This is a genomic window from Pseudomonas sp. NFIX28 (assembly GCF_900107395.1).
GTDB lineage: Bacteria > Pseudomonadota > Gammaproteobacteria > Pseudomonadales > Pseudomonadaceae > Aquipseudomonas.
Genome location: NZ_FNPW01000009.1, coordinates 256,772 through 268,927, shown reverse-complemented (window position 1 = coordinate 268,927; position 12,156 = coordinate 256,772). Strand labels below are relative to the sequence as shown.

11 protein-coding genes and 1 pseudogene are annotated in these 12,156 nt (G+C 62.8%); 5 read left to right on the top strand and 7 right to left on the bottom strand.

Annotated features, from left to right (window positions below; translation table 11 throughout):
- Nucleotides 1-271: 271 nt before the first annotated feature.
- Together BLV20_RS18980 and BLV20_RS18975 are read right to left on the bottom strand one after the other, a co-directional pair.
- Nucleotides 272-679 (bottom strand): HPF/RaiA family ribosome-associated protein, encoded by a 408-nt coding sequence (locus BLV20_RS18980; RefSeq protein WP_007932409.1) that lies wholly within the window; start codon nt 677-679, stop codon nt 272-274.
- Nucleotides 680-891: 212 nt separating this feature from the next.
- Nucleotides 892-1,839 (bottom strand): LysR substrate-binding domain-containing protein, encoded by a 948-nt coding sequence (locus tag BLV20_RS18975; protein WP_092304029.1) that lies wholly within the window; start codon nt 1,837-1,839, stop codon nt 892-894.
- 135 nt (nt 1,840-1,974) lie between these two features.
- On the opposite strand from BLV20_RS18975, the gene BLV20_RS18970 reads away from it, so the two are divergent.
- From BLV20_RS18970 to BLV20_RS18960, 3 genes are all read left to right on the top strand, one after another.
- Nucleotides 1,975-3,351 carry an L-serine ammonia-lyase gene (locus BLV20_RS18970; RefSeq protein ID WP_092304028.1) on the top strand — a complete coding sequence of 459 codons (1,377 nt, stop codon included), beginning with the start codon at nt 1,975-1,977 and terminating at the stop codon, nt 3,349-3,351.
- A gap of 201 nt (nt 3,352-3,552) precedes the next feature.
- Nucleotides 3,553-4,854, top strand: coding sequence for a serine/threonine transporter (locus BLV20_RS18965; protein WP_092304027.1), 1,302 nt, complete (start codon nt 3,553-3,555; stop codon nt 4,852-4,854).
- Between the two features lie 218 nt (nt 4,855-5,072).
- Entirely contained in the window at nt 5,073-5,405 is a 333-nt protein-coding gene (locus BLV20_RS18960) for a DUF3509 domain-containing protein (protein ID WP_092304026.1), read from the top strand.
- Here the strand turns inward: BLV20_RS18960 and BLV20_RS18955 are convergent.
- A complete protein-coding gene (locus BLV20_RS18955) occupies nt 5,402-5,902 on the bottom strand; it encodes a phosphate-starvation-inducible protein PsiE (RefSeq protein WP_009042237.1) in 501 nt (166 codons plus the stop codon). The two genes, BLV20_RS18960 and BLV20_RS18955, sit on opposite strands and share 4 nt — an antisense overlap.
- A gap of 423 nt (nt 5,903-6,325) precedes the next feature.
- On the opposite strand from BLV20_RS18955, the pseudogene BLV20_RS18950 reads away from it, so the two are divergent.
- Together BLV20_RS18950 and BLV20_RS18945 are read left to right on the top strand one after the other, a co-directional pair.
- A pseudogene (locus BLV20_RS18950) lies at nt 6,326-6,583 on the top strand (YebG family protein); the annotation flags it as partial.
- A 535-nt stretch (nt 6,584-7,118) separates the two neighbouring features.
- Nucleotides 7,119-7,520, top strand: a complete 402-nt coding sequence (locus tag BLV20_RS18945; RefSeq protein WP_092304023.1) for an alpha-pore-forming tripartite toxin MakABE regulator — start codon at nt 7,119-7,121, stop codon at nt 7,518-7,520.
- Nucleotides 7,521-7,812: 292 nt separating this feature from the next.
- Here BLV20_RS18945 and BLV20_RS18940 read toward each other — a convergent pair whose 3' ends face one another.
- The 4 genes from BLV20_RS18940 to BLV20_RS18925 form a co-directional block, all read right to left on the bottom strand.
- On the bottom strand, nt 7,813-8,922 hold the full coding sequence (locus BLV20_RS18940) for a dihydrolipoamide acetyltransferase family protein (RefSeq protein WP_092304021.1): 1,110 nt from the start codon (nt 8,920-8,922) through the stop codon (nt 7,813-7,815).
- Between the two features lie 10 nt (nt 8,923-8,932).
- A complete protein-coding gene (locus BLV20_RS18935; protein ID WP_092304019.1) occupies nt 8,933-9,919 on the bottom strand; it encodes an alpha-ketoacid dehydrogenase subunit beta in 987 nt (328 codons plus the stop codon).
- On the bottom strand, nt 9,912-11,006 hold the full coding sequence (gene pdhA / locus BLV20_RS18930) for a pyruvate dehydrogenase (acetyl-transferring) E1 component subunit alpha (RefSeq protein WP_092304017.1): 1,095 nt from the start codon (nt 11,004-11,006) through the stop codon (nt 9,912-9,914). The genes BLV20_RS18935 and pdhA overlap by 8 nt, the downstream gene beginning before the upstream one ends.
- Nucleotides 11,007-11,103: 97 nt before the next feature.
- Entirely contained in the window at nt 11,104-12,123 is a 1,020-nt protein-coding gene (locus BLV20_RS18925; protein ID WP_092304015.1) for a Leu/Phe/Val dehydrogenase, read from the bottom strand.
- Nucleotides 12,124-12,156: the final 33 nt, after the last annotated feature.

Genomic DNA, 12,156 nt, shown 5'->3' with positions numbered 1-12,156 from the left:
GCTCCTACCGAACAGCCCACACCCCGCTTCGTAGGAGCGAGGCTTGCCCGCGAAAGCGTCCCCCCTGACACACACCGCGCCGCGCCCTTCGCCGGCAAGCCTGGCTCCTACAAAACAGCCCACCACCCCGCTTCGTAGGAGCGAGGCTTGCCCGCGAAGCGTTCTCCCTGACACACCCCGCCGTCCCCTTCGCCGGCAAGCCTGGCTCCTACGCAAGCGCGCAAAAAAAAGGGCCTGCATATGCAGGCCCTTTTGTTGGGTGCTTGAACCGTCAGCTATTGAGCGCGGCCTGTTCGTTTTCCAGGAATTCCTCTTCCAGCAAGGCGTCGGCCTGGCCTTCGCGGGCGCTTGGCGCTGCCGCGGCGCGCTTGTTGCGCAACCGGCCAAAGAGGTGTTCCAGGGAATTCTCCAGCTTGGTGGCCGCTCCTTCGATGGCCAGTTCCAAGGATTCGGCTTTGTGAGTCACGGAAATCGGTTGATGGCCTTTTGGCCGCGCCTCCAGCTGACAGCGCAAATCGTGGGGACCGGGCTTGTCGCCGTTCTCGTCCCGCAGATGAACCTCGACTCGGGTCAGGTCCTCCTCGTAGCGTTCGAGCGTGCTCTCAATGGTAGTACGTACCCACTCCTCCAGTCGGATGCTGCTTTGAATATGGTTATCGCTATTGACCTGGATTTGCATAGTTCTTCCCTTATTTCAGCTAGCTCGCCAGAGGTACCGCGTGCCCCTGAGGGCGTACTTTTTGCGGCCTCTTGGTTACAGAGTTGGGCAGAGCGCGGAACAATTCAACCCCTGAAAAAAGATAAATATCTATTCGCAAATAAACCCGGACAAGGAGCAAAAGCACTGTTACTGTCGGGAGTTCACTCGCCCTGGGCCCCGGTCTTTTTCACTTACAACTGCCCCTCTCCCAGCGGGTGCAGGCCACGAAAGATCCCCGCCTCTTCCACCAGCCAGTCGTGCACCGCGCGCACGCCCGGATGGCTCAGCGCACCCGGCGCATACAGCAGCACGTAACGCTTGTGATTGGGCACCGCGAGGCCGAACGGCACGATCAAGGTGCCACGCTCCAGTTCGTCGTTGAGCAGGGTACGCCGGGCGATCGCCACGCCCATCCCGGCAATCGCCGCCTCGATGGTCAGGTGATTGCGATTGAAGGTGTGCCCACGCCGCACATCCGCGCCTTCGAAGCCGATGGCATTGAGGTAGAACTCCCACTCCGCGTACTCATAGCTGCCGCGCCAGGCGGTGATGTCGTGCAGCAACGGAAAATGCACCAGGTCCGCCGGGCCGTGCAGCGGCGGCCGCCCGCGCAGCAGCCCCGGGGCACAGACTGGAAAGATCTGTTCATCCAGCAGGGCTGTGGATAACAACCCCGGGTAGCTGCCGTCGTTGAGGTCGATGGCCAGGTCGAAATCGCCTTCGTGCAAGGCCACGCTGCTGTCCTCGGCCACCAGCCGCAGCTGAATGTCCGGAAAACGCTGCTGCAGCCGGGGCAATCGCGGCGTCAGCCACTTGCCGAGGAACGACGGGATCGAGCGCAGGCGCAAGGTGCCGCTGATCATCCCGGCGTCCAGTCTCTGCAGTTCGGCGTCGATGCTGCCATAGGCCTCGTTCACCGTGATCGCCAGCCGCTGCCCCTCGGCGCTCAGCTCCACCCCCCGCGCACGCCGGTGAAACAGGCGAAAGCCGAGCCGCTCTTCCAGCAGGCGGATTTGCTGGCTGACCGCCCCCGGGGTGATGTGCAGTTCTTCCGCGCAACGGGTGAACGACAAGTGCCGCGCGGCACAGGAAAACACATGCAGCCAGACGTAGGTCTGGGCATGAAATTGACGGCTCATCGTTTAGTCCTGCTAAAGGCTGTCTTAGGAAAATTCGTTGGTCAGTCTTGACCGAGCTAGGCAGTATCGCCGACCTAACGCTCGGCCTACAAAAAATGGCAGCGATTTCTCTTCCATTGCTTGTAAGGCTTTAGCATGGCTATCAGTGTTTTCGATCTCTTCAAAGTCGGCATCGGCCCGTCCAGCTCCCATACCGTCGGCCCGATGCGCGCCGCCGCGACCTTCGCCCAGGCGCTGTTCGAGCAAGGCTTGCAGGAGCAAGTGCGGCGGGTGGAAATCCGCCTGTACGGCTCGCTGTCCGCCACCGGCGTCGGCCATGCCACCGACCGCGCCTGCGTCATGGGCCTGATGGGCGAATGGCCCGACAGCATCGACCCGCGCAGCATCGGCCCGCACATCCAGCAACTGCGCGAAAGCGGCGAGTTGAGCCTCGGTGGCCGCTCGAACATTGCCTTCGACTGGCACCGCGACCTGCTGTTGCTCGACGAAAGCCTGCCTTACCACCCCAATGCCATGTCGCTGTCGGCCTTCGGCGCGGACGGCCTGCTGTGGCAGCAGACCTACTATTCGGTGGGCGGCGGTTTCATCGTCGAGGAAGCCGAAATGGCCGAAGGCGCCCCGGCAGCCAGCGGCGTCGAACTGCCCTACGACTTCAATAGCGCGGTGGAACTCCTGGCCCTGTGCCAACGACACCAGCTGCGGGTCTCGGAGCTGATGATGGCCAACGAACGGGCCTGGCGCAGCGATGCAGAAATCCGCAGCGGCCTGCTGCACATCTGGTCGGTGATGCGCGAATGCGTCGAGCAGGGCATGCGCCACGAAGGCATCCTGCCCGGCGGGCTGGATGTGCCACGCCGCGCGGCCAAGCTGCATCGCAACCTGCTGGAAATCGGCAAGCCCAACGTCATCAGCTCGACCCTGTCGGCCATGGAGTGGGTCAACCTGTTCGCCCTGGCGGTGAACGAGGAAAACGCCGCCGGTGGGCGCATGGTCACCGCGCCGACCAACGGCGCGGCGGGGATCATTCCGGCGGTGCTGCATTACTACATGAAATTCAACCCCGAAGCCTCGGACGACGACGTCGTCGACTTCTTCCTCGGCGCCGCGGCGGTGGGCATTCTCTGCAAGAAAAACGCTTCGATCTCCGGCGCCGAAGTCGGCTGCCAGGGCGAGGTGGGTTCGGCCTGCGCCATGGCCGCCGCCGGCCTGGCCGAAGTGCTCGGGGCCACCCCGGAGCAATTGGAAAACGCCGCCGAAATCGGCCTGGAACACAACCTCGGCCTGACCTGCGACCCGGTCGGCGGCCTGGTGCAGGTGCCCTGCATCGAGCGCAACGCGATCGCCGCGGTGAAGGCAATCAACGCCACCCAGATGGCCCTGCGCGGCGACGGCAAACACTTCATTTCCCTGGACCGGGTGATCCGCACCATGCGCGATACCGGCGCCGACATGCATGACAAATACAAAGAAACTTCACGGGGCGGCCTGGCCGTGAGTTGGGTGGAGTGCTGAGGAGCATTCCCCCAGGCCGTATGAAAACTACTGCGCTCGGCAATACTGCGTTAAAAACAGGCTCGGAATGCTCATGTAGGCCCCTACACTCCGCTTCCTCGCCTGTTTTTGCCTTGTCTTGCCTTCGCTCGCTACGTTTTCAAACGGCCTGACCGTCCGCCCCACGTGAGCCCGAGCAAGAATAATAACGAGGCAATACCGATGACCGATGTACGAACACCCGCTGCCGAAAACCCTGCTGTAGAAACTGCTCGCGAGACCGCGACCGCCAGCAAGGGCTGGAGCAAGCACGACACCACCTGGATGCTCGGCCTGTACGGCACCGCCATCGGCGCCGGTACGCTGTTCCTGCCGATCAATGCCGGGGTCGGCGGCTTCTGGCCGCTGATCGTGCTGGCGCTGCTGGCCTTCCCGATGACTTTCTTCGCCCACCGTGGCCTGACCCGCTTCGTGCTGTCCGGGCGTTCCGGCGACATCACCGAAGTGGTGGAAGAACACTTCGGCATCGGCGCCGGCAAGCTGATCACCCTGCTCTATTTCTTCGCCATCTTCCCGATCCTGCTGGTGTACAGCGTGGCGCTGACCAACACCCTGGGCAGTTTCATGGAACACCAACTGCACATGACCCCGCCGCCGCGGGCGATCCTGTCGCTGGTGCTGATCCTCGGCCTGATGGCCATCGTGCGCTGCGGCCAGGGCGTGATCGTGCGGGCCATGAGCGTGCTGGTCTATCCCTTTGTCGCCGCGCTGTTGCTGCTGGCTCTGAGCCTGATCCCGAACTGGAACGGCGCATTCTTCGCCTCGGCCAATGACGGCATGTCCATGCCGCTGTTCCTCAAGACCCTGTGGCTGGCGATCCCGGTGATGGTGTTCTCGTTCAACCATTCGCCGATCATTTCCGCCTTCGCCGTCGACCAGAAGCGCCACTACGGCGCCCAGGCCGAACGCAAGAGCAGCGGTATCCTCGCCGTGGCCCACGGCATGATGGTGCTGACGGTGATGTTCTTCTGCTTCAGTTGCGTGCTGGCCCTGTCGCCGGCCGACCTGGCCGCGGCCAAGGCGCAGAACATTTCGATCCTGTCGTACCTGGCCAACCACTTCCAGACGCCGGTGATCGCCTATGCGGCGCCGCTGATCGCGCTGGTGGCCATCACCAAATCCTTCCTCGGCCACTACATCGGCGCCAGCGAAGGCTTCCAGGGGCTGATCGTGAAAAGCCTGCGCAGCCGTGGCCGGGTCATGTCGTCACGCTGGCTGGAACGTTGCACCGCGCTGTTCATGGTCCTGACCTGCTGGGCCGTGGCCACTTTCAACCCGAGCATCCTCGGCATGATCGAGACCCTGGGCGGGCCCGTCATCGCCTGCCTGCTGTTCCTGATGCCGATGTACGCGATCCGGCGGGTGCCATCGCTGCGCCAGTATTCGGGCCAGCTGTCGAATCTGTTCGTGGTGCTGGTGGGGCTGATCGCACTGTCAGCGATCATTTATTCGTTCATGCCCTGAAACGGGTAGCCAAAGAAAAACGGACCTTTTGGTCCGTTTTTTTTCGCCCCCGGGTTTATGGGGCGGCGGTTTTTCCGGCATGCCCTTTGCTTTGCAAGAGCCGAGGAATATGGACGTTATCAACCCTCGGCGAACGGCCTGCCAGTGGTCTGGAAATGCGAACTAATACCAATCCCGGCCGGTCAATGACTGCACGATCCAATCAAGCGGTGACGCACATGGACAACCCCTTTCAGCTGATTACCGATGCCTTCGCCCCGGAATACCGGGTCAACCTGAGCATCCAGGGCCTGGACGGCAGCATCATGCTGACCCTTTCCAAGGCCGGTCGGATCGTCGCCAAGCGCATGATCAGCGCCGAGCAGCGCAACGATCCGCAGCGGCTCAAGCGCCTGGTGCAAAGCATTCAGTTCGGCATTGCCATCGAGCAGGGCCACAGCGCCGTGGCCATCCTCGAAGCCATGACCAACAGCGACGGCTTCAAGCTGCCGCTGCCAGCCACCAAGGGCCGGCCCGGCAACCGGCAGCCACCGCTGACAGTGGCGATTTAAAGCTCGCCCTTCTCGACTTCCGGGTGCTCGCTGGAGCCCGCGCCGACTTTGCGCTGCGGGTGTTCGATCTTCACCGACGGGAACTGCGACGAAGCGTAGCGCACCACCAGGATCGAGAACGCCAGCAGCAGGATGCCGCCGCACAGGTAGATGATCCCCAGGTCCGGCGGGTTGTGGTGCGACACGTTGGAGATCAGCAGGCGAGTCAGCGCGGTGATCGCCACATAGATCAGGAAGCGCACCGGCATGTGGTTGGTCTTGAAGTAGATGCCGACCATGGCGCCCAATTCGAGGTAGATGAACAGCAGGAGGATGTCATCGATCTTGATATGACCTTCCTCGAGCATCCCGAGAAACTCCATCACCGCCGCCCAGGCGGTCACCGCACCGATGGCAAACAGCGCCAGGTAGTGAAAGGTCTCGACGAACAGGTTGCCCAGGGATTCGGCCAGTTGATGGACGTTCTGCCGCAGTTTCTCGGCCCAATTGATTTTCACGATGGTTTTTCCTTAGGTCGGCTCGACCGGATGATGCGGGTTGGACGTGACGGTTGTTCTGCATGCAGAAAAAAGGCCAGCGCCGGGCAATGAGATGGCGGCCGGGGGCGGTTGGACACTTCCGGGGCGTTCTTAGCGTCATTCGCGGGCAAGCCTCGCTCCTACGGAAAAGCAGTCACCACCCACCCGCCAAAACTCCGTAGGAGCGAGGCTTGCCCGCGAAAGCGTCCCCCCAATCCTTACCTAGGAGCAAGGCTTGCCCGCAAAAGCGATGGGCTCGACGCCGATCACCTGACAAACCCGGAAACCCGTCTAGATTAAAAACCCACTATTCAAAGCAGAAGGATTCGCTTATTCTTCGCGCCTGTATATAAATACAGTAGTAGCAAATACCCATTATCGTGAAGGCATGTGAGGTGGTGAATGGCCGTCGAAGTGGTATACCGCAGCAGCCGAGATCTGGAGCGCTTGTTCATGGATAAAGCCGAAGCTGACCGTCATGACAAAATGCTCGAACTGGCTGAATTGCTGGCGCAAGTGTTGCAAAAGGCTGTGCCGTCGCTGAACGAGCAGCAAGTGGAAGAAGCCGGGATCTACATGGCGAAGAACCGCGATGTGTTCGCCAAGGCCTTCAAGAGCCAGCCGGACGCCCTGTCCGAACTGCTCAGCGCGCCGGTTGCGGCGGCCGAGCCAGAGGCTCCGCTGGCAGCGCCCGAAGCCGCGGAACCCGCAGCACCGGCCAAGCCCGCCAAGGCGAGCAAAGCGGCCAAGTAAGCAGGCGCCGAATTGAACAGGCCCTGGGTTTGCGCCCAGGGCCTTTTTCATGCCTGCGGTAAAACCAGGCCCAGCTATCTGGCCCAGATTGACTCTGATCTGGTTTCAGTACAGAGCGCTATAGACAATTAGGCAATTAATGCAGCCATCTAAACGGTATTAACGGTTTTATTAAGCATACCGGCCAGTGTTGATACTTCTGAACACTTAACAACTCAGCAAAAAGCCGGAGCATTACGTTCATTCAATATCAACAACTTACATCCTGCTCTGTAACAGCGCATTCACACCAATAAAAAACCGCCAAAAGCATGACTCGACCAATGTTTATCAGCCGCTTAATTCCATGACTTTACTTTCAAAAACCCAGTGCTAACCTCAGCACTCCGTCTGAGCGCTCAGACTAAAGTCGACGGATAACTTACACAAAAGGAATATTGTGATGAAACAAATTGATGTTCTGATAGTGGTCGATGTTGATGGCGCCCTGTCAACTGGCTCAACGGGCGGCCTATCTCAAAACGTGTATTTGATCGACACCAACAAATACTTTGGATCGGGTGCCGAGGGGCAGGCCGAACTCCAAACGGCGTGTACAGAGGGCCAGTTCATCAACTGGAGCGTTACAGGTGTCTCGCCTTCAAGTGCTGTGCAGATCAATCGCTTCACCGGCCAGATGGTGAATGATGGCATTTGCAAGCCTCGGCTGGTCGCGAGCCCTGCGGGTACGTACTGGCAAGGCCAGGTCGAAGCGCAGGGTTTCAAAGGACGCCAGCAGTACTCGGTGGAGCTTACCGTGGAAGGAACAGTGATGAACTTTGATCCATTCCTGAATATAAAATAATCGTTATAAGTGTTGCGCTTCGACACAAGCGAGGCTTGCTGCACAAATAAGATTTTTATTTGATCAGCGTCCACCTTATAGCCTTTCTAGTACAAAACCAAAGAAAAGCCCGTCCCTTGCGCCGGGCTTTTCCGTCCAAACTAACCCTCTCTAAAATTACTTCCTGTTTCTGGCAAAACACATCAATCCCGTTGCCCAGGTTTCCGACGAAGCAGACGGCCTTTACCGATACCGAGGCGATCCATAAATTCGATAAACCCCAAGCTCAAGCATGAGCCAAAGTTATTCCTCCCTAGACTTCGGGTTGCTCTAATGCCTCGACCAGCGCCTTGAAAAACCGCGCCGCCTCGCCGCCGGTGACCACCCGGTGATCGAAGGTCAGGGACAGCGGCAGCGACGGATGCACCGCCACCGCGCCATTCACGGCCACCGGCTCGTCGCGGATCGCCCCGGCGGCGAGGATCGCCACTTGCGGCGGCACCACCACCGGGTTGGCGTAGCGCCCGAACAAGGTGCCGAAGTTGGACAGGGTCAGGGTGGCGCCCATCATCTCCTGGGGCGGAATCGAGCGCGCCTGTACATCGGCGCGCAGGCGCGTCACGCCGGCCTTGAGGTCCGCCGCATCGCGCTGGGCAACGTTGCGCAGCACCGGCACGAACAGGCCGTCGGGGGTGTCCACGGCGATGCCCAGGTCGAGGTGCCGATGCTGCTTGAGCGACAGGCTCTTGCCATCGAAGGCGCTGTTGAGCACCGGTTCCACCGCACAGGCCGCCGCCAATGCCTTGGCCAGGCGGATCAGCGGATCGCGGGCCTGGCCCCAGCGGTGCAGGTCGGCATCGCCATAAATCGTCACCGGCACCACCTCGGCGTGGGAGCGGGCCATGTTCAGCGCCATGCTCCGGCGTACCCCGCGCAGCCGTTCGCCACCGAACCGCTCGCGCTCCTGCTGCGCGGCGTTTTCCACATCGCTGCGGGTGACCAGCCCGTCCTTGGCCGAACCGCCCAGGGCATTCACGTCCACCCCCAGTTGCCGGGCCAGCTGGCGCACCGCCGGGGTGGCGCGCACCGCCATATGCTCGCGGGTCGAGGGCGCGGCGCCGACAAAAAACCGGTCTTCGTGGCTGGCTCCGCCACCTTCGAGACGCCCGACCACGGTGCCGGCATCCGCCTCGCCCTCATAGCCGAGCAAGGGTTCGCCGACGTGCAGGATGTCGCCAGGGGCGCCATAAATCTTGGCCACCACGCCGTCATAGGGCGCGGGAATGTCCACCAGGGCCTTGGCGGTTTCCACCGACACCAGCAACTGATCGGCCTTGACCGCATCGCCGGCCCGGACGTGCCATTCGACGATCTCCGCTTCCTGCAGGCCCTCGCCCAGGTCGGGCAGTTTGAAATATTTCATCGCGGCCTCCTCAGGCGAAGTTCAGCGTGCTGTCGCAGGCATGCAGGATGTCCTCGACAGCGGGCATGTACAGCGACTCCAGGCGATACAGCGGCGGCGGGATGTCCGGCGCGGTGACCCGCAGGATCGGTGCCTGCAATTCCAGCAACACCCGCTCGTAGAGGCTGGCGGCGATTTCCGCGCCGACGCCGCAGGTGCGTGGCGCCTCATGCACGATCACGCAGCGCCCGGTCTTGCGCACCGAGGCTTCCAGGGTGTCGAGGTCCAGCGGCTTGATGCAGGCGACGTCGATCACTTCCGCCGACACGCCCTGCTCGGCCAGCGCATCGGCGGCCTGCAAGGTCTCGACAACGCTCGCGCCCCAGCTGACCAAGGTAATGTCGCGGCCTTCGCGCAGGGTGAAACAACTGTCCAGCGGCAGGCGCTTGCCGTCGTCCGCCAGCGGTTGCGGGTTCAAGCGGTAGAGGCGGGTCGGCTCGAGAAACAGCACCGGGTCGGGATCGTCGATGGCCGCCAGCAGCAGGCCGTAGGCCCGCGCCGGCGAGGACGGCACCAGCACCCGCAAGCCGGGAATATGGGCGAAAAGCGCCTCGGTGCTTTCGCTGTGGTGTTCCGGTGCGCGAATGCCCGCGCCCATGGGCGTGCGCAACACCATCGGGCAGGTGATGCGCCCGCGGGTGCGGTTGCGCATGCGGCTGGCATGGGACACCAGATGTTCCATGGTCGCGTAGATAAAACCCATGAACTGGATTTCCACCACCGGCTTCAGGCCTTGGGCGGCCATGCCCACCACCAGGCCGCCAAGCATGGTTTCCGCCAGCGGCGAGTCGATCACCCGCTTGAAGCCGAAACTGTCGCGCAGCCCCTGGGTGGCGCGGAATACCCCGCCGTTCACCCCCACGTCCTCGCCCAGGACAATCACGTTCTCGTCCTCGGCCATGGCTCGGTGCAGAGCCAGGTTCACCGCTTCCAGCAGGCTGAATGTGCCGTTACTCATGGTTCGAACCTCCGCCACGGCGGGCCAGCCGTTCGAGGAACATTTCGCGCTGCTCGGCCAGCGCCGCCGGCCACTGGGCGTAGACATAGTCCAGCACCGACTCGGCGGCCTGGGTGCCGGCGGCCTCGAAGTTACCCACAGCCTGCTGCACCAGGCCCTGGCATTCGCCGATCAGCGCCTGTTCGCGGCCTTCGTCCCAGACGCCCTGCCCGGCCATGAAACGTTGCAGGCGCTTGATCGGTTCTTCCAGCCAGGCTTGCTTGACCTCGTCCGCGGGCCGGTAGCGAGTGGCGTCGTCGGCGGTGGTGTGGTCGCCCAGGCGATAGCTCAGGCATTCCAGCAGCACCGGGCCCTTGCCATGCTGGGCTCGCTCCAGGGCGGCCTGCACCCGGTCGTACACCGCGAGCATGTCGTTGCCATCGACCTGTTCGCCATGGAAGCCGGCACCGATGGCTTTCTGCGCCAGGGTCGGCGCGCCGCACTGGATACGCCGCGGCACCGAGATCGCCCACTGGTTGTTGTTGACCACGAACACCACCGGCAGCTGCCAGGTGCCCGCGACGTTGAGGGCTTCGAGAAAGTCGCCCTTGCTGGTGGCGCCATCGCCACAGGTGGTCACCACCACCCGATGCTCGCCACGGATCTTGAACGCGCTGGCGACGCCGCAGGCATGCAAGGCCTGGGTGGCGATCGGCACGCAGATGGGGAAATCCTCGGCCACCGCCGGGTCGGCGAAATCGCTGCCGCGCTCGTCGCCGCCCCAGTACAGCAGGATCTCCTCCATGCGCACCCCGCGCATCAGTTGCACGGCGGTGTCGCGGTAATACGGCACCAGCACGTCTTCCGGCCGCATCAGGCTGCCGATGGCCACGCCAATGGCTTCCTGGCCGAGGGTCGGGGCGTAGGTGCCGATGCGTCCGGTGCGTTGCAGGGCCACGGCCTTCTGGTCGAACAGCCGGGTCAGGACCATCTGCCGGTAGAGCCGGGTCAGCAGATTGAAATCGTCGGCCCAGGCCGGCAGGTCGCCGAGCAGCTGGCCGTCGGGGGATAAATAGCGGGTATAGGCAAGCGCAACCTTGTGCGGCATCACATGGCTCCTGGCACGCCGGGTCGGCGTGCGGTTGTTGCGCCCCGCACTTGTGGCGCGGGGCTTACAGGGCGCACGCCGGGTAAGGCCTGCGCGCCTAGCGGTACAGCACGCGCTCCGCCAAGTCGTCGGCCACCCGCGCCGGCGAGCGTTTTTCAGCCTGGGCGTGGGCGAAGACTTCGGTGAGCCGCTGGCTGATCTTCGACAGATGGGCGGTGATGGTCGCCAGCTCTTCGCCGCGATGCTTGAGCGAAACGTAGATCAGCCCGCCGGCGTTGATCACGTAATCCGGCGCGTAGAGGATGCCGCGGTTTTCCAGCTGGTCGGCGACCTGCAGGTTGGTCAACTGGTTGTTGGCCGAGCCGGCCACCGCCGAGCAGCGCAGTTGCGCCACGCTGTGGCTGTTAAGCACGCCGCCCAGCCCGCAGGGCGCGAGGATGTCGCACGGGGTGCTGAGCAAGGCTTCGTTGGCGATCGGATGGGCGCCCAACTGCTCCATGGCCAGTTGCACCTTGCCTGGATCGATATCGCTGACCAGCAGTTCGGCGCCCGCGGCATGCAGCTGTTCGGCGAGGGCGAAGCCGACATTGCCCAGGCCCTGGATCGCCACCCGCAGGCCTTCGAGGTTGTCGCTGCCCAGGCGCGCCATGGCCGTGGCGCGGATGCCGGCAAACACACCCATGGCGGCATGCGGCGCCGGATCGCCGGAAGCGGTGGTGCTGGTGACGTGCTGGGTTGTCTGGGCGATGCAGTCCATGTCGGCGACCGAAGTGCCGCTGTCGATGGCGGTGATGTAGCGGCCATCGAGTTGCTCGACACAGCGACCGAAGGCTTCGAACAGCGCGGCGCGGCTTTCGACGTGGGGCGGTCGGATGATGACCGCCTTGCCGCCGCCGTGGGGCAAGCCGGCCAGGGCGGCCTTGTAGCTCATGCCCTGGGCCAAGCGCACGGCATCGACCACGGCACTTTCGTCGTCGGGGTAGGCAAGGTAACGACAGCCTCCCAAGGCTGGCCCCAGGCGGCTGCTATGAATGGCAATCACCGCCTTCAACCCGGTGGCCGGGTCAACGCTCAGGTGCAGCGATTCAAGGCGAGTGCTTTGCATGAGAGCGAACATCGTCAGGCTCCCGAATCACTTCTTGTAGTCGCC